This is a genomic window from Acidovorax sp. CF316, assembly GCF_000276605.1.
In the GTDB taxonomy this organism is placed as follows: Bacteria; Pseudomonadota; Gammaproteobacteria; order Burkholderiales; family Burkholderiaceae_C; genus Acidovorax.
The window spans coordinates 82140-105105 of sequence record NZ_AKJX01000164.1; the positions used below are offsets into that span (position 1 = coordinate 82140).

The 22966-nt window shown below is 68.5% G+C and carries 18 protein-coding genes and 1 riboswitch; all 18 genes read left to right on the top strand.

Going from position 1 to position 22966, the window contains the following annotated elements:
- Positions 1 to 7 precede the first annotated feature (7 nt).
- The 18 genes from rsmH to PMI14_RS21105 all read left to right on the top strand — a co-directional run bounded on the left by rsmH (position 8) and on the right by PMI14_RS21105 (position 22867).
- Positions 8 to 937 carry a 16S rRNA (cytosine(1402)-N(4))-methyltransferase RsmH gene (gene rsmH / locus PMI14_RS21025; protein WP_007857382.1) on the top strand — a complete coding sequence of 310 codons (930 nt, stop codon included), beginning with the start codon at positions 8 to 10 and terminating at the stop codon, positions 935 to 937.
- Positions 934 to 1260: a cell division protein FtsL gene (gene ftsL / locus PMI14_RS21030; protein WP_007857383.1), complete on the top strand. Its 327-nt coding sequence runs from the start codon at positions 934 to 936 to the stop codon at positions 1258 to 1260. The genes rsmH and ftsL overlap by 4 nt, the downstream gene beginning before the upstream one ends.
- Positions 1257 to 3002 carry a penicillin-binding protein 2 gene (locus tag PMI14_RS21035; RefSeq protein ID WP_007857384.1) on the top strand — a complete coding sequence of 582 codons (1746 nt, stop codon included), beginning with the start codon at positions 1257 to 1259 and terminating at the stop codon, positions 3000 to 3002. Before ftsL ends, PMI14_RS21035 begins: the two co-directional genes overlap by 4 nt.
- Entirely contained in the window at positions 3002 to 4507 is a 1506-nt protein-coding gene (locus PMI14_RS21040; protein ID WP_007857385.1) for a UDP-N-acetylmuramoyl-L-alanyl-D-glutamate--2,6-diaminopimelate ligase, read from the top strand. The genes PMI14_RS21035 and PMI14_RS21040 overlap by 1 nt, the downstream gene beginning before the upstream one ends.
- The gene (gene murF, locus PMI14_RS21045; RefSeq protein ID WP_007857386.1) at positions 4498 to 5937 is read left to right on the top strand and encodes a UDP-N-acetylmuramoyl-tripeptide--D-alanyl-D-alanine ligase; all 1440 of its coding nucleotides are present in this window, start codon (positions 4498 to 4500) and stop codon (positions 5935 to 5937) included. Before PMI14_RS21040 ends, murF begins: the two co-directional genes overlap by 10 nt.
- A 48-nt stretch (positions 5938 to 5985) precedes the next feature.
- Positions 5986 to 7164: a phospho-N-acetylmuramoyl-pentapeptide-transferase gene (mraY, locus tag PMI14_RS21050; protein ID WP_007857387.1), complete on the top strand. Its 1179-nt coding sequence runs from the start codon at positions 5986 to 5988 to the stop codon at positions 7162 to 7164.
- A gap of 2 nt (positions 7165 to 7166) precedes the next feature.
- Positions 7167 to 9269, top strand: a complete 2103-nt coding sequence (murD, locus tag PMI14_RS21055) for a UDP-N-acetylmuramoyl-L-alanine--D-glutamate ligase (protein WP_007857388.1) — start codon at positions 7167 to 7169, stop codon at positions 9267 to 9269.
- Positions 9269 to 10549 carry a putative lipid II flippase FtsW gene (ftsW, locus tag PMI14_RS21060; RefSeq protein ID WP_007857389.1) on the top strand — a complete coding sequence of 427 codons (1281 nt, stop codon included), beginning with the start codon at positions 9269 to 9271 and terminating at the stop codon, positions 10547 to 10549. The genes murD and ftsW overlap by 1 nt, the downstream gene beginning before the upstream one ends.
- Positions 10546 to 11616, top strand: coding sequence for an undecaprenyldiphospho-muramoylpentapeptide beta-N-acetylglucosaminyltransferase (gene murG / locus PMI14_RS21065; protein WP_007857390.1), 1071 nt, complete (start codon positions 10546 to 10548; stop codon positions 11614 to 11616). The genes ftsW and murG overlap by 4 nt, the downstream gene beginning before the upstream one ends.
- Positions 11613 to 13061 carry a UDP-N-acetylmuramate--L-alanine ligase gene (gene murC / locus PMI14_RS21070; RefSeq protein ID WP_035204890.1) on the top strand — a complete coding sequence of 483 codons (1449 nt, stop codon included), beginning with the start codon at positions 11613 to 11615 and terminating at the stop codon, positions 13059 to 13061. Before murG ends, murC begins: the two co-directional genes overlap by 4 nt.
- Positions 13058 to 14053, top strand: a complete 996-nt coding sequence (locus PMI14_RS21075) for a D-alanine--D-alanine ligase (protein WP_007857392.1) — start codon at positions 13058 to 13060, stop codon at positions 14051 to 14053. Before murC ends, PMI14_RS21075 begins: the two co-directional genes overlap by 4 nt.
- Entirely contained in the window at positions 14053 to 14853 is an 801-nt protein-coding gene (locus PMI14_RS21080; protein ID WP_007857393.1) for a cell division protein FtsQ/DivIB, read from the top strand. The genes PMI14_RS21075 and PMI14_RS21080 overlap by 1 nt, the downstream gene beginning before the upstream one ends.
- 66 nt (positions 14854 to 14919) lie before the next feature.
- Complete coding sequence (ftsA, locus tag PMI14_RS21085; RefSeq protein ID WP_007857394.1) at positions 14920 to 16149, top strand: cell division protein FtsA; 1230 nt, start codon at positions 14920 to 14922, stop codon at positions 16147 to 16149.
- Positions 16150 to 16303: 154 nt separating this feature from the next.
- Positions 16304 to 17560: a cell division protein FtsZ gene (ftsZ, locus tag PMI14_RS21090; RefSeq protein WP_007857395.1), complete on the top strand. Its 1257-nt coding sequence runs from the start codon at positions 16304 to 16306 to the stop codon at positions 17558 to 17560.
- Between the two features lie 131 nt (positions 17561 to 17691).
- Complete coding sequence (lpxC, locus tag PMI14_RS21095; protein ID WP_035204894.1) at positions 17692 to 18615, top strand: UDP-3-O-acyl-N-acetylglucosamine deacetylase; 924 nt, start codon at positions 17692 to 17694, stop codon at positions 18613 to 18615.
- Positions 18616 to 18625: 10 nt separating this feature from the next.
- Entirely contained in the window at positions 18626 to 18799 is a 174-nt protein-coding gene (locus PMI14_RS35340; protein WP_007857397.1) for a hypothetical protein, read from the top strand.
- A gap of 29 nt (positions 18800 to 18828) precedes the next feature.
- Positions 18829 to 18956: riboswitch (TPP riboswitch) on the top strand.
- A 136-nt stretch (positions 18957 to 19092) separates the two neighbouring features.
- On the top strand, positions 19093 to 20988 hold the full coding sequence (gene thiC, locus PMI14_RS21100; protein ID WP_007857398.1) for a phosphomethylpyrimidine synthase ThiC: 1896 nt from the start codon (positions 19093 to 19095) through the stop codon (positions 20986 to 20988).
- Between the two features lie 175 nt (positions 20989 to 21163).
- Positions 21164 to 22867, top strand: a complete 1704-nt coding sequence (locus tag PMI14_RS21105; RefSeq protein WP_007857399.1) for a methyl-accepting chemotaxis protein — start codon at positions 21164 to 21166, stop codon at positions 22865 to 22867.
- Positions 22868 to 22966: the final 99 nt, after the last annotated feature.

Here is a 22966-nt window from a genome sequence, read left to right on the forward strand (position 1 = left end):
GCGCGCGGTGACCGAGGCTTTGCAACACACGACCGTCCTGCTCGAAGAAGCGGTGGACGCGCTGCTCGGCGGCGCGGGCCCCGAGCCGTCCGGCACCTTTGTGGATGCCACCTTCGGGCGCGGGGGGCACTCGCGCAGGATCCTGCTGCGGCTGGGGCCACAGGGGCGTCTTGTGGCATTCGACAAGGACCCTGAAGCCATCGCCGAAGCAACGCGCATCACCGATGCGCGTTTTTCCATTCGGCATGAAGGATTTCGCCACCTCGGTGAGCTGCCCGCTGGCAGTGCCGCGGGTGTGCTGATGGACCTGGGCGTGAGCTCGCCCCAGATCGACAGCCCCGAGCGGGGTTTCAGTTTCCGTTTCGATGGGCCGCTGGACATGCGCATGGACACCACGCGCGGCGAAAGCGTGGCCCAGTGGTTGGCAACTGCCGAGGTTCAACAGATTGCGGAGGTGATACGTGACTACGGTGAAGAACGGTTTGCTGGCCCCATTGCAAAGGCGATTGTTGCGCGGCGCGAAGAGCGGGGGCCTGTTGCAACCACCGGTGAACTGGCCAGTCTCGTGGCTGGCACGGTCAAAACCCGCGAGCCGGGCCAGAACCCTGCAACGCGCACATTTCAGGCTCTTCGGATTTTCATCAACGCCGAGCTTGAAGAGCTGCAACAGGCGCTAGAGGCCAGCCTCACGGTGCTGCAGCCGGGCGGGCGCCTGGCCGTGATCAGCTTCCACTCGCTCGAGGACCGCATCGTCAAGCAGTTCATCGCCAAGCACTCCAAGGAGGTCTACGACCGCCGCGCGCCGTTCGCCGCACCCCAGGCGATGAAGCTGCTGGCACTGGACCGCGTCAAGCCCAGTGCTGCCGAGGTGGCTGGCAACCCCCGCTCGCGCAGCGCCATCATGCGCGTGGCCGAGCGCACGGAGGTGCCTGCATGACGCGGTTGAACCTGGTGCTGCTGCTGGCGGTACTGGCGAGTGCACTGTTCCTGGTGCACACCCAGTACCAGTCACGCCGCCTGTTCACCGAGCTCGACCGGGCCACGGCCGAGGCGCGCCGCCTGGAGACCGAGCACCAGCGCCTGCAGGTGGAAAAGCGCGCCCAGGCCACGCCGCTGCGCGTGGAAAAACTCGCGCGCGCACAGCTGCAGATGCGCACGGCCACGCCGGCCATCACCCAGTACGTGTCCGATCCGGCCGGTGTCACGGCCACCGCATCATCTTCGCAGGCCGCAGCGCCTGCCGCAGGAACGCAGCCATGAGCCGCAGCGTTCTGTACACCTCCAGCCCGCTGCTGGCGAGCAAGACGCCGGTCTGGCGCAGCAAGTTCATCGTGGCGATGATCGCGCTCGGCTTCCTCGGCCTGGGTGCGCGGGCGGCCTATGTGCAGGTGTTCGGCAACGCGTTCTTCCAGCGCCAGGGCGAGGTGCGCTTTGCACGCACCCTGGAGATGCCCGCCAACCGCGGCAAGATCCTCGACCGCAACGGCCTGATCCTGGCGTCCAGCGTGCCGGCCGCCAGCATCTGGGCCATCCCCGAGGACGTGGAGCAGGACCAGCCCGAGGTCAAGGCCAAGATGAAGCAGTTGGCCAAGCTCTTGGAGATGCCGCTGTCCGAACTCAATGCCAAGCTGGCCGATGAGGACAAGACCTTCGTCTGGATCAAGCGCCAGCTCGACTGGGACGTGGGCCAGCAGATTGCGGCGCTGGGCATCAAGGGCATCTACCAGCGCAAGGAATACAAGCGCCAGTACCCCGAAGGCGAGGCTGCGGCCCACGTGGTGGGTTTCACCAACGTCGAGGACCATGGCCAGGAAGGCATGGAGCTGGCCTTCAACAAGGAGCTGGCCGGCAAGGCGGGCTCGCGCCGCGTGATCAAGGACCGCCTGGGCCGCGTGGTCGAGGGCGTGGGCGAGACCGTGCCGCCCGTGGACGGGCGTGACATGCAGCTGTCCATCGACAGCAAGGTGCAGTTCTTCGCCTACCAGAAGCTGCGCGACCAGGTCACGGCGCACAAGGCCAAGGCCGGCAGCGTGGTGGTGCTCGATGCGCACACCGGCGAGCTGCTGGCCCTGGCCAACTACCCGAGCTATGTGCCCGACAAGCGCCAGAACCTGACCGGCGAGCAGTTGCGCAACCGCGCGCTGACCGACGTGTTCGAGCCGGGCTCGACCATGAAGCCCTTCACCATCGGCCTGGCCCTGGAGAGCGGGCGCGTGCGCCCCGAGACGCCGGTGGACACGAACCCCGGGCGCATCACCATCACCGGCTCCACGATCTCGGACACGCACAACTACGGCCTGCTCACGGTCGAGGGCGTGATCCAGAAGTCGAGCAACGTGGGCACCACCAAGCTCGCCATGCAGATGCCGGCGCGCGAGATGTGGGAGACCTTTTCGGCCGCGGGCTTCGGCCAGAAGCCGCAGATCGGGTTCCCGGGCGTGGTGACCGGGCGGCTGCGCCCCTACAAGACCTGGCGCCCCGTGGAGCAGGCCACCATGTCTTACGGCTATGGCCTGTCGGCCAGCCTGTTCCAGATGGCGCGCTCGTACACCGTGTTCGCCAACGGCGGTCGCGTGATCCCGGCCACCATGCTCAAGACCCAGGAGCCGGCCCTTGGCGTGCCCGTGTTTTCCGAGCGCACGGCCGACCAGGTGCGCAAGATGCTGCAGATGGCCGCTGGCCCGGGCGGTACCGGCCAGAAGGCCCAGACCCTGGGTTACTCGGTGGGTGGCAAGTCCGGCACGGCGCGCAAGCAGGTGGGCAAGAACTACGCTTCGGGCAAGTACCGCGCCTGGTTCACCGGCATGGCCCCCATCGACAAGCCGCGCATCATCGTGGCGGTGATGATCGACGAGCCCAGCAACGGCGTGTTCTACGGCGGTGCCGTGGCCGCACCGGTGTTCAGCGAGGTGGTGCAGCAGACCCTGCGCATGATGGGCGTGCAGCCGGACATGGCCGTCAAGCCCCAGATCGTTGCCAACCCGGTGGAGGAGTCCCTGTGATGCAGGTGCTGACTCTGACTTCCTCCCGCGACGCCGTGCAGTGGCTGCGCAGCTGTGTCACCGGCACGCTGCAGACCGACAGCCGGCTGGTGGCCCCGGGCGACGGCTTCATCGCCTGGCCGGGTGCCGCGACCGACGGGCGCGCCCATGTCGCCGACGCCCTGGTGCGCGGGGCCACGGCCTGCCTGGTGGAACAGGCTGGCGTGGAGGCGTTTGCGTTCGAGGGCGGGCATATCGCCGCACTGCCGGGCCTCAAGGCCGCCACAGGCCCCATCGCGGCCCAGTGGTTCGACCAGCCCACCGAGCGCCTGGACGTGCTCGCCGTGACCGGCACCAACGGCAAGACCAGCACCGCCTGGTGGCTGGCGGATGCACTGAACCTGCTGGCTGGTGCGGGCAGCGGCAAAGGCTGCGCCATCGTCGGCACCCTGGGCATGGGCCAGCCGCCTTCGCTCACTTATACCGGCATGACCACGCCCGACCCGGTGCGTCTGCAGCGCGCCTTCGCGCAGTTCGCGGACGAGGGCCTGTCTGCCTGCGCCATCGAGGCCTCGTCCATCGGCATCGCCGAGCGGCGCCTCGACGGCACGCGCATCCGCACGGCGGTGTTCACCAATTTCACGCAGGACCATCTGGACTACCACGGCAGCATGGCCGGCTACTGGCTGGCCAAGCGCGAGCTGTTCGGCTGGCAAGGCCTGCAGGCCGCCGTGGTCAATGTGGACGACCCGGCCGGCGCCCAGCTGCATGCCGAGCTGGCGGGCTCGGCGCTGGACCTGTGGAGCATTGCGCTCGACGCCGAGGAGGCCCGCCTGGCCGCCCGCGACGTGGCGCTGGGCGAGCAGGGTCTGCGCTTCACGGTGGCGGAGGGGGCCGAGCGGCACCTGCTGCAGACCCGCGTGATCGGCCAGTACAACATCCTGAACCTGCTGGGCGTGCTGGCCACGCTGCGCAGCCTGGGCGTGCCCCTGGCCGATGCGGTCGGTGCCTGCAGCCGCCTGCAGCCCGTGCCCGGGCGCATGCAGCGCCTGGCGGCTGCCGGGCAGCCGCTGGTGGCCGTGGACTATGCCCACACCCCCGATGCGCTGGACAAGGCGCTGCGCGCGCTGCGCCCCCTGGCGGCCGAGCGCGGCGGGCAGCTGTGGTGCGTGTTCGGCTGCGGCGGCGACCGCGATGCCGGCAAGCGCCCGCTGATGGGTGCCGTGGCGCAGCAACAGGCCGACCGCGTGCTCGTGACCAGCGACAACCCGCGCAGCGAAGACCCCGCCGTGATCATCCACCAGATCCTGCAAGGCACGATCGCCGGCGCATCGGTGCAGCCCGAGCCCGACCGCGGCGCCGCCATCGCGGCTGCCATCGGCCAGGCCGATGCGCTGGACGTGGTGCTGATCGCCGGCAAGGGACACGAAGACACCCAGGAGACGGCCGGCGTGCGCCTGCCGTTCTCCGACATGGCCCACGCGCAAGCCGCGCTGCAGGCCCGAGGAGCCCGCACATGGGCATGACGATGATGAACCTGCGCCAGGCGCACGCCCTCATCCAGCAGCGCATCCCATCGGCGCGCCTGGTGGGCGATGGCGGCGTGGCCGTGCAGCGCGTGCACACCGATACCCGCAGCCTGCAGGCCGGCGACCTCTTCGTGGCGCTCAAGGGCGAGCGTTTCGATGCCAATGCCTTCCTGGACCAGGCGCGCACGGGTGGTGCCGCGGCTGCCATCGCGCACGGCGGCCTCGACGCGGCCGGTCTGCCCGGCATCGAGGTGCCCGACAGCCTGGCAGCGCTCGGTGCGCTGGCCACCGGCTGGCGTGCGCAACGGGCGTTGCCGTTGATCGGCGTGACCGGCAGCAACGGCAAGACCACGGTAACGCAGATGATCGCCTCGATCCTGCGCGCCTGGCAGGGCGATGCCGCCTTTGCCACAGAGGGCAATTTCAACAACGACATCGGCGTGCCGCTGATGCTGCTGCGCCTGCGCGAGGCGCACCGCGCCGCCGTGATCGAGATGGGCATGAACCACCCGGGCGAGATCGCCGTGCTGGCCGCCATGGCCCAGCCCACGGTGGCCCTGGTGAACAACGCGCAACGCGAGCACATGGAGTTCATGCACACGGTGGAAGCCGTGGCGCGCGAGAACGGCTCGGTGTTCGCGGCGCTGCCCGCCGATGGTGTGGCCGTGTTCCCGGCCGGTGACGCCTTCACGCCCTTGTGGCGTGAACTGGCCGGGCCCCGCCGCTGCCTCGCGTTCGGCGAGGAGGGCGACGTGGCCTGCACCTCGGCTGAATGGACGCAGGGTGCCTGGGCCGTGCAGGTACGCACCCCCACCGGGCCCCTGGCCTGCCGCCTGCAGATCGCCGGTCGCCACAATGTGACCAACGCCCTGGCCGCCACCGCCTGCGCCCTGGCTGCAGGCGCCCCGCTGGCCGCCATTGCCCAGGGGCTCGATGCGTTCGTGCCGGTCAAGGGCCGCTCGCGCGCCTTCAGCGTGCAGCACGCCGGGCGCGAGATCACCGTGGTGGACGACACCTACAACTCCAACCCCGATTCGCTCCAGGCCGCCATCCAGGTGCTGGCCGCCTTGCCCGGCCCGCACCTGCTGGTGGTGGGCGACATCGGCGAGGTCGGGGAGCAGGGGCCGCAGTTCCACGCCGAGGCAGGCACCCAGGCGCAGGAAGCGGGCATTGCCACGCTGTATGCGCTGGGCACGCTGTCGGCACACACGGCGCGTGCCCATGGCGCCGCCACGCATTTCGAGAGCATGGAGCAATTGCAGGCCGCGGTCTGCTCTGCCCTGCCCAGCGTGGGCAGCGTGCTCGTCAAGGGTTCGCGCTTCATGAAGATGGAGCGGGTGGTACAGGCCATTGCGGCTGCCACCGCTGCGCAAGCAACACAACAAGAACAAGGAAAGTCCGAGGGAAGCCATGACGCAACGCACTGAACCGACGCACGCACGCCAGGCGTTGTGCCTCCAGCAGGGAGGTGCCGCATGCTGCTGATCCTGTCGCAATGGCTGCAGGGGCTGTCGCCCGAGCTCGGCTTCTTCCGCGTGTTCCAGTACCTCACCTTCCGCGCGGTGATGGCGGCGCTCACGGCACTGCTCATCGGCCTGCTGGCCGGCCCCAAGGTGATCCGTGTGCTCACCTCGCTCAAGATCGGCCAGCCCATCCGTGGCTACGCCATGCAGTCGCACCTGTCCAAGAGCGGCACGCCGACCATGGGGGGGGTGCTGATCCTGCTGTCGATCGCGATCTCCACCATCTTGTGGTTCGACCTGTCCAACCGCTTCGTGTGGATCGTGCTCATCGTCACCCTGGGCTTCGGCGCCATCGGCTGGGTCGATGACTGGCGCAAGGTGGTCAACAAGGACCCTGAGGGCATGCGCTCGCGCGAGAAGTATTTCTGGCAGTCCGTCATCGGCCTGATCGCGGCCGTCTACCTGGTGTTCAGCATTTCGGAAAGCTCCAACGCCAAGGTGTTCGAGCTGTTCCTGACCTGGGTGCAGTCAGGCTTCTCGCTGGACCTGCCGCCCAAGGCCGGCCTGCAGCTGCCCTTCTTCAAGGAGGTGAGCTACCCGCTCGGCGTGCTCGGCTTCGTGATCCTCACCTACCTGGTCATCGTGGGTTCGAGCAATGCCGTGAACCTGACCGACGGGCTCGACGGGCTGGCCATCATGCCGGTGGTGATGGTCGGCTCGGCCCTCGGTGTGTTCGCCTACGTCACCGGCAGCTCGGTCTATTCCAAGTACCTGTTCTTCCCGAACATCCCGGGGGCCGGCGAGCTGCTGATCTTCTGCGCCGCCATGGCCGGTGCGGGCCTGGCCTTCCTGTGGTTCAACGCCCACCCCGCGCAGGTGTTCATGGGCGACGTGGGCGCGCTGGCGCTGGGCGCGGCCCTGGGCACCATCGCCGTCATCGTGCGCCAGGAGATCGTGCTGGCCATCATGGGCGGCATCTTCGTGGTCGAGGCCCTGTCGGTGATGCTGCAGGTGACCTGGTTCAAGTACACCAAGAAGCGCTATGGCGAGGGCCGCCGCCTGCTCAAGATGGCACCCCTGCACCACCACTTCGAGAAGAGCGGCTGGAAGGAGACCCAGGTGGTCGTGCGCTTCTGGATCATCACCATGCTGCTGTGCCTGATCGGCCTGTCCACGCTCAAGCTGCGCTGAACATGAAGACCACGCCCCACGATCCCCACGCCCCCGGCTCCGAGCCAGGCGATCACCTGCCCGAGACGGCCGGGCGGGAGGAGGTGCGTGTGCCCGAGGCCGTGCACACCCCGAAGGCGACCGATCCGGATCCTGCAGAATCCGCCACGCCCGAGAGCGTGGCGGCCGAGCCCGAGGCCGGCGAGGGGACACCCGCCGACGATGGCGCGCAGGATACCGATGCCACGCAGGAGTCCGCATCGGAATCGGCTTCTCCGGAGCCTGCAGCCCCTGTCGCCGCGCCAGCATCCCCGCCTGCCGATGGCTATGTGGCCCCTGCCATCTCCGCCGCCAAGGCGGCCGCCGACTTCGTGGCCCAGATCTTTGCCGAGGTGAATGCGCCCGACACGACCGAGCCCGCGCCGCTGCTGGCTACGCCGACGGACGAGCCCGAGGGCGAGGCCGAGGCGGTGCAGCCCCAGGGCCGTCCGGGCGAGGGCATGCGACCCTACGAGGGCCGGCATTTCCTGGTGCTGGGCCTGGGCGCCTCGGGCCTGGCCATGGCGCGCTGGTGCGTGCGCTGCGGTGCCAGCGTCACGGTGGCCGACACGCGCGAGGCCCCGCCCCAGCTGGCAGTGCTGCAGCACGAGCTGCCCGGCGTGCGCTTTGTCTCCGGCCCCTTCGACGCCAGCCTGGTCGAAGGTGGTGCAGGTGTACACGCTGTCTACCGCTCGCCCGGCCTGAGCCCGGCCACCGTGGCGCCGGTGTGGGCCGCGGCGCAGGCCATCGGCCTGGCCACCGGGGGCGAGCTGGGCCTGTATGCCGCGGCGCTGCAGTACCTGCGCGCCTCGCACGGCTATGCACCGGCCGTGCTGGCCATCACCGGCACCAACGGCAAGACCACCGTCACCTCGCTCACCGGGCAACTGGTGGAGCGCGCAGGCAAGAGCGTGGCCGTGGCCGGCAACATCGGCCCCACGCTGCTCGACACCCTGGCCGGGCACATCGACGCCGAGACCCTGCCCGAAGTCTGGGTGCTCGAACTCTCGAGCTTCCAGCTCGATGGCGCGACCGGTTTCGAGCCCACGGCGGCCACGGTGCTCAACATCACCCAGGACCACCTGGACTGGCATGGCGACATCGGTGCCTATGCAGCGGCCAAGGCGCGCATCTTCGGCGACACGGCCCTGATGGTGCTCAACCGCGAAGACCCCACGGTCATGGACATGCTGGGCACGGCGTCAGCCGCCACGGCGCAGGCAGCGCAACTGGCCTCCGGCAAGCCCGCCCCGACCTCGCGCAGCAAGCAGCCCGTGAAGGTGCCGCTGCGTGACCACCTGACCTTCGGCATCGACATGCCGCGTCGCCCTGGCGACTTCGGCATCGAGACCGTGGGCAGCATCCCCTGGCTGGTGCGCGCGCACGAAGCGGACGAAACCCGCAAGCGCAGTACCCGCCGCCGTGCGGCCCCTGCGGGGCAAGGCGGCGAAGCCGCCGCTGCGCCTGAAGACGAAGAAGATCTGCACATCCAGCGCCTGATGCCTGCCGACGCGTTGCGCATCCGCGGGCGCCACAACGCCTCCAACGCGCTCGCCGCCCTGGCCCTGGCGTCGTCGGCCGGCTGCACGCTGTCGGCCATGCTGTTCGGCCTGCGCGAGTACCGGGGCGAGCCGCACCGCGTGGAGCCCGTGGCCTTGATCGATGGTGTGGAATTCTTCGACGACAGCAAGGGCACCAACGTGGGCGCCACCGTGGCCGCCCTCAACGGCCTGGGGGCCGACCGGCGCATCGTGCTGATCCTGGGCGGCGATGGCAAGGGGCAGGACTTCGCGCCGCTGGCCACGCCCGTGGCGCGCTATGCGCGCGCCGTGGTGCTCATCGGGCGCGATGCGCCGCTGATCCGCACTGCGCTGCAGGAGAGCGGGGTCGCGCTGATCGATGCCGCCACGCTGCCCGAGGCCGTGCACCTGGCACGCGAGCGCGCGCGCTCGGGCGATGCCGTGCTGATGTCGCCTGCCTGCGCGAGCTTCGACATGTTCACCGGCTACGAACACCGCGCGCGCGTGTTCTGCGACACCGTTCTGGCCATGGCGCAGGACGCCGGCCAATCCCTGGAGGGCATGTGATGGCTGCCACCACCGCCAACGCCCCCGCCAGCTTCGCTGAGCGCCTGTCCGGCTGGCTCGGCCGCCTCACCGGCAAGGCCGGCGAGGTGCTGCCGGTGCGCGTGGGCGGCACCGAGTACCGCCAGTCCACCACCACGCCTGCCAGCGTGCTCGGCTTCGACCAGGCCCTGCTGTGGGTGGTGGTGGCGCTGCTGGCCTGGGGCCTGGTGATGGTGTATTCGGCCTCCATCGCCATGCCGGACAACCCGCGCTTTGCCAACTACGCGCCCACGCACTTCCTCACCCGCCACATGATGTACCTGGTGGTGGGCTTCGTCGCGGCGCTGCTGGCCTTCCAGGTCCCCATGAAGCTCTGGGAGCGCGCGGCGCCCTGGCTCTTCGTGGCCGCGCTGCTGCTGCTGGTGGCGGTGCTGATCCCGGGTGTTGGCAAGGTGGTCAACGGGGCGCGGCGCTGGCTGTCCATCGGTCCGGTGGGCTTCCAGCCCTCCGAGGTCGCCAAGTTCGCCGTGCTCATCTATGCCGCCGACTACATGGTGCGCAAGATGGAAGTCAAGGAACGTTTCTTCCGCGCCGTGCTGCCCATGGGGGCCGCCGTGGCCATCGTCGGCGTGCTGTTGCTGGCCGAGCCGGACATGGGTGCCTTCATGGTGGTGGCGGTGATCGCCATGGGCATCCTGTTCCTGGGCGGCGTCAACGCGCGCATGTTCTTCCTGATCGCGGGCGTGCTGGTGGCCGCATTCGCCCTGATGATCGCCAGCTCGCCCTGGCGGCGCGAGCGCGTGTTCGCCTACCTCGATCCGTTCAGCGAGCAGCATGCGCTGGGCAAGGGCTACCAGCTGTCGCACTCGCTGATCGCCATCGGCCGCGGCGAGATCTTCGGCGTGGGCCTGGGTGGCAGCGTCGAGAAGCTGCACTGGCTGCCCGAGGCACACACCGACTTCCTGCTGGCCGTGATCGGCGAGGAGTTCGGCCTCATGGGCGTGCTCGCGCTGATCGTGCTCTTCCTGTGGATGACCCGTCGCATCATGCACATCGGCCGCCAGGCGATTGCCCTGGACCGCGTGTTTGCGGGCCTGGTCGCCCAGGGCGTGGCGATCTGGCTGGGCTTCCAGGCCTTCATCAACATGGGCGTGAACCTGGGGGCTCTGCCGACCAAGGGGCTCACGCTGCCGCTGATGAGCTTCGGCGGATCGGCCATCCTGATGAATCTGGTGGCGATTGCGGTGGTGCTCCGCGTCGATTACGAAAACAAGCACATGATGCGCGGAGGCCGCGTATGACGGCGCCCAAGACTGCCCTCATCATGGCCGGCGGCACCGGCGGCCACATCTTCCCGGGCCTGGCCGTGGCCGAGGAGCTGCGTGCGCGCGGCTGGCGCGTGCACTGGCTGGGCGCGCCCGGCAGCATGGAGTCGCGCATCGTGCCCGCGCAAGGCTTTGCGCTGGAGGCCATCGACTTCTCGGGCGTGCGCGGCAAGGGCCCGGTCACGCTGGCCCTGCTGCCGCTGCGCCTCTTGCGCGCCTTCTGGCAGGCGCTGCAGGTGGTGCGCCGCGTCAAGCCCGACGTGGTGGTGGGCCTGGGCGGCTACATCACCTTCCCGGGCGGCATGATGGGTGTGCTGTGCGGCAAGCCGCTGGTGCTGCACGAGCAGAATTCGGTGGCCGGCATGGCCAACAAGGTGCTGGCCGGCGTGGCCGACCGGGTGTTCACCGCCTTCCCCCATGCGTTCAGGAAGGGCCAGTGGGTGGGCAACCCGCTGCGCGCCCCGTTCACGCGCCAGCCCGATCCGGCCGAGCGCTTTGCCGGCCGCAGCGGCCCGCTGCGCCTTTTGGTCGTCGGCGGCAGCCTGGGCGCACGCGCGCTCAACGAGATCGTGCCCCAGGCGCTGGCGCTGATTCCGGCCGGGCAGCGCCCCGTGGTGCTGCACCAGAGCGGAGCCACCCAGATCGACGCGCTGCGCGCCAACTATGCCGCCGCCGGGGTCGAGGCCGAGCTGACCCCCTTCATCGACGACACCGCCACCGCGTTTGCGCAGGCCGATCTCATCGTCTGCCGCGCGGGCGCGAGCACCGTGACCGAAATCGCCGCCGTGGGCGCTGCCGCCCTGTTCGTGCCCTTCCCCTCGGCGGTGGACGACCACCAGACCACCAATGCCCGCTTCCTCGTGGACGCCGGGGGCGGCTGGCTGGTGCCGCAGCGCGAGCTCACTGTCCAGGGCTTGGCCGCGGTGCTGAGCAACACAGAGCGACCGGAGCTGCTGCGCCGGGCCACAGAAGCCAAGAAGATGCAAAAAACCAACGCCACCCATGAGGTGGTGACTGCCTGCGAGGAGCTTGCAACACCATGAAGCACGCCATTCGCCACATCCATTTCGTAGGCCTCGGAGGCGCGGGCATGAGCGGCATCGCCGAGGTGCTCTTCAACCTGGGCTACCGCATCTCCGGTTCGGACCTGGCCGACAGCGCCACCTTGCGCCGCCTGCAGGGCCTGGGCATCAAGACCTGCCTGGGCCATGCGGCCGCGCACATCGACGGGGCCGATGCGGTGGTCACCTCCACTGCCGTCACGGCCGACAACCCCGAGGTATTGGCCGCGCGCGACAAGCGCATCCCCGTGGTGCCGCGTGCGCTGATGCTGGCCGAGCTGATGCGCCTCAAGCAGGGCATCGCCATTGCCGGCACGCATGGCAAGACCACCACCACGAGCCTGGTGACCAGCGTGCTGGCCGAGGCCGGCCTGGACCCCACCTTCGTGATCGGCGGGCGCCTGAACAGCGCGGGCGCCAACGCCAAGCTGGGCAGCGGCGACTACATCGTGGTCGAGGCCGACGAGTCGGACGCCTCGTTCCTGAACCTGCTGCCCGTGATGGCGGTGGTGACCAACATCGATGCCGACCACATGGAGACCTACGGGCACGACTTCGGCCGGCTCAAGGGCGCCTTCGTCGACTTCTTGCACCGCATGCCGTTCTACGGCACGGCCATCCTGTGCGTGGACAGCCCGGCGGTGCGCGACATCCTGCAGAGCGTGACCTGCCCGATCACCAGCTACGGTTTCTCCGAAGACGCCCAGGTGCGCGCCGTCAACGTGCGTGCCGAGGCCGGCCAGATGCGCTTCACGGTGCAGCGGCGCAACGGCGTCACCCTGCCCGACCTGGAGATCGTGCTCAACCTCGCGGGCGAGCACAACGTGCTCAACGCGCTCTCGGCGATTGCCGTGGCGGTGGAGCTGAACATCCCCGATGAGGCCGTGCAGCGTGCGCTGGCCGGCTTCAAGGGCGTGGGCCGGCGTTTCCAGAGCTATGGCGACCTGCCTGCGAAGGACGGCGGCCGCTTTACCGTCATCGACGACTACGGCCACCACCCGGTGGAAATGGCGGCGACGCTGGCCGCGGCGCGCGGCGCCTTCCCCGGGCGGCGCCTGGTGCTGGCCTTCCAGCCGCACCGCTACAGCCGCACGCGCGACTGCTTCGAGGACTTTGTGAAGGTCATCGGCAACGCCGACGCGGTGCTGCTGACCGAGGTCTATGCCGCGGGCGAAGCCCCCGTGGTGGCGGCCGACGGCCGTTCGCTCGCGCGCGCACTGCGCGTGGCCGGGCGCGTGGAGCCGGTCTTCGTGGACGACGTGGCCGAGCTGCCCCAGGCCATTGCAGACAACGCGCGCAATGGCGACGTGGTGATGTGCATGGGCGCGGGTTCCATCGGGGCGGTGCCGGCCAAGGTGGTGGACCTGCTGCAAGGCAACGACGACAAGCAAACCAAGGACAAGGCGCTGGCGGGGAGCGCGACATGACGACGATGATGACGACGAAACTGGGTTCCAACGTGGATGTGAAGGCTCTGGGCAAGGTGGCCGTGCTGATGGGCGGCGCGTCCGCCGAGCGCGAGGTGTCGCTGATGTCCGGCACCGGCGTGCTGCAGGCGCTGCGCTCGCGCGGCGTGGATGCCCATGCCTTCGACCCCTCGCAGAACGAGCTGGGCGAGCTGCGCCGCGATGGCTATGCACGCTGCTTCATCGCACTGCACGGCCGCCATGGCGAGGACGGCACGGTGCAGGGCGCGCTGGAGCTGCTGCGCATTCCCTACACCGGCCCGGGCGTGATGGCCTCGAGCATCGCGGTGGACAAGATCATGACCAAGCGCATCTGGCGCGCCGAGGGCCTGCCCACGCCGGACTGGCGCCTGGTGGGCAGCGTGGCCGAGACCACCGACGCGCTGGCGGCCCTGGGCGCACCGATGATCGTCAAGCCCTCGCGCGAGGGCTCCACCATCGGCTTGACCAAGGTCACTTCGCCCGAGCAATGTGCCCAGGCCTATGCACTGGCCTCGCGCTACGACCCCGAGGTACTGTGCGAGCAGTTCATCGAGGGCGAGGAAACCACCTGCCCGATCCTGGGAGAAGGCACCAGTGCCTATGCGCTGCCGGTGATCCGCATCGTCGCCCCCGAGGGCAACTACGACTACCAGAACAAGTACTTCACCGACGTCACGCAGTACCACTGCCCGAGCGGTCTGCCCGAGGCCGAGGAGCGCGAGATCCAGCGCCTGGTGGTGGCGGCCTTCCGCTCGCTGGGCTGCCGCGGCTGGGCGCGCGCGGACATCATGATCCGCGCCAGCGACCGCCAGCCCTTCCTGCTGGAGATCAACACCTCGCCGGGCATGACGGGCCACTCGCTCGTGCCCATGTCGGCACGTGCATCGGGCATCAGCTATGAAGACCTGTGCGTGGGGGTGCTGGCCAGCGCCACCATGGACACGCCCGCCGGCAGCACCCTGGGGACCTGATGAACAACGCGCTGCCCGCACCGCTGGACGTCAAGCTCATGAACATGACCGCATCGGTCCTGTTCGTGGGCTGCGCCATGCTCGTGCTGGCGGCGGGGGCCTGGTGGGTGCTGCGCTACCCGGGCTTTGCGATCGCGCGCATCGTCGTGCAGGGCGAGCTGGTGCACAACAACGCCGTCACCTTGCGCGCCAACGTGGCGCCGCACCTGGTGGGCAACTTCTTCACGGTGGACCTGCGCAAGGCGCGCGAGGCCTTCGAGCAGGTGCCCTGGGTGCGCAAGGCCTCGGTGCGGCGCGAATTCCCGGGCAGTCTGCACGTGGTGCTCGAAGAACACGACGCCGTGGCGTACTGGGGCCCCGATTCGGGGTCGGCCATGGTCAACACCCAGGGCGAGGTGTTCGAGGCCAATGTCGGTGACGTGGAGCAGGACGGCCTGCCGCGCCTGCAGGGGCCGGGCGGCACTTCGGGCGAGGTGCTGCAGATGTACGGCCTGATGCAGCCGGTGTTCGAGCCGCTGGGCATGGACGTGGAAGAACTCGCGCTGACCGGCCGCGGTGGCTGGCGCGCCACGCTGGACACCGGGGCCGTGGTGGAACTCGGGGGCGGCACGCCGGCGGAGGTGGTGGCGCGCGCCAAGCGCTTTGCGCGCACCCTGACCCAGGTGGCGGCCCAGTACAAGCGCCGGGTGGATGCGCTCGAGTCGGCGGACCTGCGGCACACGGGGGGCTATGCCTTGCGGCTCAAGGGGGTGACCACCACGAGCCCGGAGGCGGCCGCGGGTGCCGCCACACGGAGGTAGCAGCATGCAGGCAAGGTACAGACGACGCGGCGGGCAGGGCAGAACAACGAAGGGCAGTGACTGAATATGGCAAGAGAATACAAAGACGTGGTGGTCGGCCTGGACATCGGCACGGCGAAGATCATGGCCGTGGTTGCCGAAGTCCTGTCCAATGGCGAACTCAAGCTCGCAGGACTGGGCGTGGCCCCGAGCAATGGCTTGAAGCGCGGCGTGGTGGTCAACATCGACGCCACGGTGCAGAGCATCCAGCAGGCGCTGAAAGAAGCCGAGCTGATGGCCGACTGCAAGATCCAGCGGGTGTACACCGGCATCACCGGCAGCCACATCCGTGGCCTCAACTCCAGCGGCATGGTGGCCGTGAAGGACAAGGAGGTCACCTCGGCCGACGTGGCGCGCGTGGTGGAGACGGCCAAGGCCATCAACATCTCGTCCGACCAGCGCCTGCTGCTGGTGGAGCCGCAGGAGTTCGTGATCGACGGGCAGGATGTCAAGGAGCCCATCGGCATGAGCGGCATCCGCCTGGAGGCCAAGATCCACATCGTGACCGGAGCGCAGAGCGCGGCCGAGAACATCATCAAGTGCGTGCGCCGCTGCGGACTGGAAGTCGAGCAGTTGCTGCTCAACCCGCTCGCATCGAGCCAGGCCGTGCTGACCGACGACGAGCGCGAACTCGGCGTGGTGGTGGTGGACATCGGTGCCGGAACGACCGACGTGGCCATCTTCACCGGCGGGGCCATTCGCCACACGGCCGTGATCCCGATCGCGGGCGATCTGATCACCAGCGACATTGCCATGGCGCTGCGCACGCCGACCAAGGACGCCGAGGACATCAAGGTCGAGAGCGGCTACGCCAAGCAACTGCTGGCCGACCCCGAGAGCCAGGTCGAGGTGCCAGGCCTTGGTGACCGCAGCCCGCGCATGCTGAGCAAGCAGGCCCTGGCCGGAGTGATCGAGCCACGCGTGGAGGAGATCTTCTCGCTGGTGCAGCAGGTGATCCGCGAGTCGGGCTACGAGGAAGTTCTGTCTTCGGGCATCGTGCTCACGGGCGGCAGTGCCGTCATGCCCGGCATGATCGAGCTCGGCGAGGACATCTTCCTCAAGCCCGTGCGCCGCGGTATCCCCAAGTATGCGAGCGCGCTGTCGGACATGGTGGCCCAGCCCCGGGCATCGACCGTGATGGGCCTGCTCGAGGAGGCGCGCCTGGCGCGCCTGCGTGGTTTCAAGGTGGCGCAGAAGAGCGGCTCCATGAAGACGGCGTTCGGCCGCTTCAAGGACTTCATCGTGGGGAACTTCTGATGCGCTACTTCCACCACCACAGTCCTGCCCGTGCCGGTCCCCGAATGCCCGGCGGGCGATGGCGATGTACAGGACCGCCATGCCGCTGCCCGCACCCAGAGACAGTTTTTCACATTTGGCCAATGCATACGAAGACAGAATCAGGAGTTCCAACATGACCATCGAAATGATCGAAGCCGAAACTTTCAACCAGGGCACCCAGATCAAGGTGATCGGCGTGGGCGGTGGCGGCAGCAATGCCGTCGAGCACATGATTGCCCGCAGCGTGCAGGGCGTGGAATTCGTCTGTGCCAACACCGACGCGCAGGCGCTCACCCGTAGCTCCGCGCACAGCGTGATCCAGCTCGGTGCCAGCGGCCTGGGTGCCGGCAGCAAGCCCGACAAGGGCCGTGATGCCGCCGAAGCGGCCGTGGAGGACATCCGCGCCGCCATCGATGGCGCGCACATGCTGTTCATCACCGCCGGCATGGGCGGGGGCACGGGTACGGGCGCCGCGCCGGTCATCGCGCGCATCGCCAAGGAGATGGGCATCCTCACCGTGGGCGTGGTCACCAAGCCTTTCGAGTGGGAAGGCGGGCGCCGCATGACCAACGCCGACAACGGCCTGGCCGAGCTCGAAGCCAATGTCGATTCGCTGATCGTCGTGCTCAACGAGAAGCTGCTCGAAGTGCTGGGCGATGACATCACTCAGGACGAGGCCTTCGCGCATGCCAACGATGTGCTCAAGAACGCCGTGGGCGGCATTGCCGAGATCATCAACGAGTACGGCCAGGTGAACGTCGACTTCGAAGACGTGCGCACCGTGATGGGCGAGCCCGGCAAGGCCATGATGGGCACGGCCACGGCCAGCGGCCCCGACCGCGCCCGCATCGCAGCCGAGCAGGCCATCGCCTGCCCGCTGCTCGAAGGCATCGACCTGTCGGGCGCCAAGGGCGTGCTGGTGCTGGTCACGGCCAGCAAGGGCAGCCTGAAGCTGTCCGAGTCGCGCCTGGCGATGAACACCATCAACGCCTACGCCTCCAAGGACGCGCACGTGATCTTCGGTGCCGCCTACGACGACACCCTGGGCGACGAGATCCGCGTGACCGTGGTCGCCACCGGCCTGTCGCGCCACAACGCCCGCCGCCAGCCGATCTCGGTGGTGCAGGGCGGCCTGCGCACCGGTACCGACAACATGGCTTACCAGATCCCTGTGGCCGGTGCCGCGGGTGCGATGGGCAACGCCATGGGCGTGGTTCCTGGCCAGACCGGCCATGGCGGCGGCAGTTCGCAGGCCGACTACGGCAGCATGTCGGTGCCCAGCGTCTGGCGCACCAACCGCACGCAGGCCGCCGCCCGCGTGGACGCGCTGTCCTCGGGCGGCATGGACGACCTCGAGATCCCGGCCTTCTTGCGCAAGCAAGCCGACTGATCGCGTGGGTGAGCCGGGACCGTCCTGCGGTTCCTGACTCCTCCAAAGGGGCCTTCGGGCCCCTTTTTCATGGGCCGCCCGCCATGGTCCTGTTGCAAGCGGGGTTGGGCGTCGCCTTTTACAATCGGGGGATGCTCCAGCAACGCACCCTCAAGACCTTGACCCGCGCCGTCGGCGTGGGGCTGCACAGCGGCCAGCGGGTCGAGCTGACCCTGCGGCCGGCCCAGCCGGATACCGGCATCGTGTTCCGCCGGGTGGACCTGCCGCAGCCCGTGGACATCCCGATCCGGGCCGACGCGGTGACGGACACGCGCCTGGCGTCGACCATCGGCGTCGGCAGCGCCAAGGTGCATACCGTGGAGCACCTGATGTCGGCCTGCGCGGGCCTGGGGCTGGACAACCTCTATGTGGACATCACGGCCGAAGAGGTGCCCATCCTGGATGGGTCCTCGTCGTCCTTCGTGTTCCTGCTGCAGAGCGCGGGCATCGAGCTGCAGAACGCGCCCAAGCGCTTCATCCGCATCAAGCGGCCTGTGGAGGTGCGCGAGGGCAGCGGCGCCCAGGCCAAGTGGGCGCGCCTCGTGCCCTACCATGGCTACAAGCTGAGCTTCGAGATCGATTTCGACCACCCGGCGGTGGATTCCACCGGCCAGCGCGTGGAGTTCGACCTGGGGTCGGGCAACTACAGCCGCGACATCGCGCGCGCGCGCACCTTCGGCTTCACGCGCGACGTGGAGATGATGCGCTCCAACGGCCTGGCCCTGGGCGGCGGGCTGGACAACGCCATCGTGATGGACGACTACAAGGTGCTCAACAGCGACGGCTTGCGCTACGACGACGAATTCGTCAAGCACAAGATCCTCGATGCCATGGGCGACCTGTACATCATCGGCCGGCCCCTGCTGGCCGCCTACAGCGCCTTCCGCTCGGGCCATGCGATGAACAACCTGCTGCTGCGCGAGCTGCTGTCGCAGCCCGATGCCTGGGAAGAGGTCACCTTCGAGGACGAGCGCCAGGCACCGCAGGGCTTTGCACGGCCCGCGCGCGCCTGGTAGGCGCGCCCCCATGCTGCTCTTTCGCTGGGTGGTCATGGCGCTGCTGCTGGCAGCGGCGGTGTCCTTCGCGTTCTATGCGGGCACGGGCCAGGCGCACTACAAGCGCTGGGGCCTGGTGGTGCTCAAGTGGACCGTCATCGCTGCGGTGTTCTTCTTTGCGGTGGTGCTGATCGGGCGGCTGTAGTTTCCCCGCACACAGGTGTGGCTATACTGGCCGCTGCTCCGGGGTGTGCGAAAGCGCTGAGATGCAAAGGGCCTGATGGTTGATCCATCAGGCGGCCTGCGAACCCGACGAACTTGATCCGGTTCATACCGGCGGAAGAAGAGCCGACCTTCATGCCTGCGCGCGCACGCCTTTTTTGGGGAGTGCCACTGCGGGGAATGCCGTCCATGCGCCAGCACTGGCGCGTGCGCGGGGCGCCAGGTCCATTCCGGAGCAAATATTCCTTTTGCCACCGGAACCTGGAGACCCGCCCCATGAATGCACCCGATCCCCTTGCCCGCGAAAAATTCGCCGAGCTGCTGGCCGCCGCGCGCGAACCCTTCCCGGCCTCGCGCAAGGCCTACCTGCCTGGCCACCTGCACACAGACCTGCGCGTGCCCGTGCGCGACATCGCGCTGACCAATGGCGAGCAGGTCAGTGTCTACGACACCTCGGGGCCCTACACCGATCCCGGTGCCGTGATCGACGTGCGCCGCGGCCTGGCCAGCGTGCGCGGCGGCTGGATCGCCGGCCGGGGCGACACCGAGGCTTACGAGGGCCGCGCGCCCCTGGCGCTGGACGACGGCCAAAAGAGCGAGGATGCCGTGCGCCTGGCCCAGCTGCGCGCCGAGGCGGCCGCCCTGCAGCGCAAGCCGCTGCGCGCACGCAGCGGCGCCAACGTGACGCAGATGCACTACGCCAGGAAAGGCATCGTCACGCCCGAGATGGAGTATGTGGCCATCCGTGAGAACGGCAAGCGCGAATGGATGGCACAGTACCAGGCAGACACCGGCCGCGAGCGCCGCCTGGCCGGCAACCCCATGGGGGCGAGCATTCCGCGGATCATCACGCCCGAGTTCGTGCGCGACGAAGTGGCGCGCGGGCGCGCCATCATCCCGGCCAACATCAACCACCCCGAGGTGGAACCCATGGCCATCGGGCGCAACTTCCTCGTGAAGATCAACGCCAACATCGGCAACTCGGCCGTCACCTCCAGCATCGAGGAAGAGGTCGAAAAGCTGGTCTGGGCCATCCGCTGGGGGGCCGACAACGTGATGGACCTGTCCACCGGCAAGAACATCCACACCACGCGCGACTGGATCGTGCGCAACAGCCCGGTGCCCATCGGCACCGTGCCCATCTACCAGGCCCTGGAGAAGGTCGGCGGTGTGGCCGAGGATCTGACCTGGGCGATCTTCCGTGACACGCTGGTCGAGCAGGCCGAGCAGGGCGTGGACTACTTCACCATCCACGCCGGGGTTCGCCTGGCCTACATCCACCTCACGGCGGCGCGGCGCACGGGCATCGTCTCGCGCGGCGGCTCCATCATGGCCAAGTGGTGCATGGCCCACCACCGCGAGAGCTTCCTGTACGAGCACTTCGAGGACATCTGCGACATCATGAAGGCCTATGACGTGTCCTTCAGCCTGGGCGATGGCCTGCGCCCCGGCTGCGCTTCGGACGCCAACGACGAGGCGCAGTTCGCCGAACTGCACACCCTGGGCGAGTTGACCCAGGTGGCCTGGAAGCACGACGTGCAGACCATGATCGAAGGCCCCGGCCACGTGCCCATGCACATGATCCAGGCCAACATGACCGAGCAGCTCCGAACCTGCCACGAGGCGCCGTTCTACACCCTGGGCCCGCTGACCATCGACATCGCGCCGGGCTACGACCACATCGCCTCGGCCATCGGCGCGGCCATGATCGGCTGGATGGGCACGGCCATGCTGTGCTATGTGACGCCCAAGGAGCACCTGGGACTGCCCGACCGCGACGATGTCAAGCAGGGCATCATTGCCTACAAGATCGCCGCGCATGCGGCCGACGTGGCCAAGGGGCACCCGGGTGCCCGGGCGCGGGATGACGCGTTGAGCCAGGCGCGCTTCGACTTCCGCTGGCAGGACCAGTTCAACCTTGGCCTGGACCCCGAGACGGCCCAGGAGTACCACGACGAGACCCTGCCCAAGGACAGTGCCAAGGTGGCGCATTTCTGCTCCATGTGCGGGCCCAAGTTCTGCTCCATGAAGATCACCCAGGAAGTGCGCGAGTTCGCGGCCCAGAAGGGCGTTGCGGAGGGGCAGGCCCTGACAGCCGGCATGCAGGACAAGGCGGCGGAGTTCCAGCGCACCGGGGGCCAGCTGTACGTGCCCCTCACGCCGGTGCGATAAGCACGGCTACTGCCCCCGCAGTTCCGCTGCTGGGGGATGCAAGGCGGTACATACCCTCTGCGGTAGAGCCTGTGGGCGCGCATACAGTCGCGCGCACACCAGCGCCATAGGGATAACTGGTCCTGTGGCACCAAAGTTGCTATGCTGTAGTTGTCAATAAATGTAAGGAAGAGCGATGAACCTGCTCAGCCGTCTTTCCATCCGTGCGCGTCTTTATTTCGGCACGATCTTTTCGCTGGTTCTGCTCGTCGTGATCGGTGCCATGGGCTATCTGGCCCTGGAGCGCACCCGCAGCACCCTGGACCAGCTGTTCTCCCAGCGGGTGCAGACATTGACCGATGTGGCCGAGCTGCGCACCACCCTGGGGGACCTGCGCCGCCTCGAAAAAGACATCATCATCAGCTTCAACAACTCCGTCGAAGTCGCAGCCCTGCGCGAGGGCTGGAAGAAATCGCTGACCGCGCTCAACAAGGGCATGGCCGACGTGCGCCAGGTGCAGTCGGGCGACGCGGCCTTCGTGGCGGCCATCGACAAGTCGCTGGCCGAGGTCAAGGAGTACGAGGCCGGCATCTCGCCCGTGTTCGAGCAGATCGAGCGTGCCCAGATCGATGGCGCCGTGGGCGGTGCCTACGCCGACCGCCTCAAGAAGCACATGGAGGCCACGGACAAGCTGCTGTCTGATCTTTCCGTGACCGCACGCACCAAGATGGACGAGGCGCGCGAAGGCGTCAACACCCTGACCACCACCATGTCCGGGCTGATCGGCATCGTGCTGGTGCTGGCACTGGCCGTGCTGATCCCGCTGACCTTCTTCAGCGTGCGCTCGATCACCCGCTCGATCTCGCAGGCCAGCGCCCTGGCTGAGCGCATCGCCGGCGGCGACCTGTCGCGCGATGTGGAGGTGACCTCGCAGGACGAGGTGGGCCAGCTCGTGGCTTCCATGGCGCGCATGCAGGATGCCCTGCGTGGCCTGGTGCAGCAGGTGCAGGAGGCGGCCGGCAACATCTCCACGGCCAGCACCGAGATTGCGTCGGGCAACCACGACCTGAGCCACCGCACCGAGCAGACCGCGGCCAACCTCGAAGAGGCCGCCTCGTCGATGGAACTGCTCACCAGCACCATCGGCCAGAGCGCCCAGTCCTCGCGCCAGGCCAGCGATTTCGCCTCCTCGGCCGCCGAAGTGGCCGGGCGTGGCGGCGTGGTGGTCTCGCAGGTGGTGACCACCATGGACCAGATCACCACCAGCTCGCGCAAGATCGCCGACATCACCGGCGTGATCGATGGCATCGCCTTCCAGACCAACATCCTGGCGCTCAATGCCGCCGTGGAAGCCGCGCGCGCCGGCGAGCAGGGTCGGGGCTTTGCCGTGGTGGCCAGCGAGGTGCGCAACCTGGCCCAGCGCTCGGCTGCCGCCGCCAAGGAGATCAAGGGCCTGATCGGTTCCTCGGTGGAGCGCGTGGAAGACGGCTCGCGCCTGGTGAGCCAGGCTGGCGCCACCATGAACGAGATCGTGGGCAGCGTGCGCCGGGTGTCGGACATCATCAGCGAGATCACGGCCTCGTCGGCCGAGCAGCGCGACAACGTGGGCCACATCAGCCAGTCGGTGAGCCAGCTGGACAACATGACGCAGCAGAACGCCGCGCTGGTCGAGCAGTCCACCGCGGCTTCCGAATCCCTGCGCGAGCAGGCCCTGCAGCTGACCCAGGCCGTGAGCCAGTTCAAGCTGCAGCCCGGTGCTGGGACCCGAGCGGTGGGCACTGCGGGAATGGGTGGCGATAGCGCTGCACCGCCGCGCGGCATTCCAGCCCCGGCGCATACACCCCTGCCACTGATGAAGAAGGTCGCCAGCACCGGCCGCCCGGCGCTGCAGATCCGCTGATTTCTCCAGCCGCAGACCCTAAGAACCTGTTCAAGATCTTTTTGCAGCCGCGTTGGAGTGCAATCGGGATGAGTGGATGCTTCGGATGCGCCGCATGGG

What these genes read in the sequence shown, in the direction of transcription:
- ftsL (WP_007857383.1), top strand. Translation starts at nt 934, where the DNA reads ATGACGCGGTTGAACCTGGTGCTGCTGCTGGCGGTACTGGCGAGTGCA.
- PMI14_RS21035 (WP_007857384.1), top strand. Translation starts at nt 1,257, where the DNA reads ATGAGCCGCAGCGTTCTGTACACCTCCAGCCCGCTGCTGGCGAGCAAG.
- PMI14_RS21040 (WP_007857385.1), top strand. Translation starts at nt 3,002, where the DNA reads ATGCAGGTGCTGACTCTGACTTCCTCCCGCGACGCCGTGCAGTGGCTG.
- murF (WP_007857386.1), top strand. Translation starts at nt 4,498, where the DNA reads ATGGGCATGACGATGATGAACCTGCGCCAGGCGCACGCCCTCATCCAG.
- mraY (WP_007857387.1), top strand. Translation starts at nt 5,986, where the DNA reads ATGCTGCTGATCCTGTCGCAATGGCTGCAGGGGCTGTCGCCCGAGCTC.
- murD (WP_007857388.1), top strand. Translation starts at nt 7,167, where the DNA reads ATGAAGACCACGCCCCACGATCCCCACGCCCCCGGCTCCGAGCCAGGC.
- ftsW (WP_007857389.1), top strand. Translation starts at nt 9,269, where the DNA reads ATGGCTGCCACCACCGCCAACGCCCCCGCCAGCTTCGCTGAGCGCCTG.
- murG (WP_007857390.1), top strand. Translation starts at nt 10,546, where the DNA reads ATGACGGCGCCCAAGACTGCCCTCATCATGGCCGGCGGCACCGGCGGC.
- murC (WP_035204890.1), top strand. Translation starts at nt 11,613, where the DNA reads ATGAAGCACGCCATTCGCCACATCCATTTCGTAGGCCTCGGAGGCGCG.
- PMI14_RS21075 (WP_007857392.1), top strand. Translation starts at nt 13,058, where the DNA reads ATGACGACGATGATGACGACGAAACTGGGTTCCAACGTGGATGTGAAG.
- PMI14_RS21080 (WP_007857393.1), top strand. Translation starts at nt 14,053, where the DNA reads ATGAACAACGCGCTGCCCGCACCGCTGGACGTCAAGCTCATGAACATG.
- ftsA (WP_007857394.1), top strand. Translation starts at nt 14,920, where the DNA reads ATGGCAAGAGAATACAAAGACGTGGTGGTCGGCCTGGACATCGGCACG.
- ftsZ (WP_007857395.1), top strand. Translation starts at nt 16,304, where the DNA reads ATGACCATCGAAATGATCGAAGCCGAAACTTTCAACCAGGGCACCCAG.
- lpxC (WP_035204894.1), top strand. Translation starts at nt 17,692, where the DNA reads ATGCTCCAGCAACGCACCCTCAAGACCTTGACCCGCGCCGTCGGCGTG.
- PMI14_RS35340 (WP_007857397.1), top strand. Translation starts at nt 18,626, where the DNA reads ATGCTGCTCTTTCGCTGGGTGGTCATGGCGCTGCTGCTGGCAGCGGCG.
- thiC (WP_007857398.1), top strand. Translation starts at nt 19,093, where the DNA reads ATGAATGCACCCGATCCCCTTGCCCGCGAAAAATTCGCCGAGCTGCTG.
- PMI14_RS21105 (WP_007857399.1), top strand. Translation starts at nt 21,164, where the DNA reads ATGAACCTGCTCAGCCGTCTTTCCATCCGTGCGCGTCTTTATTTCGGC.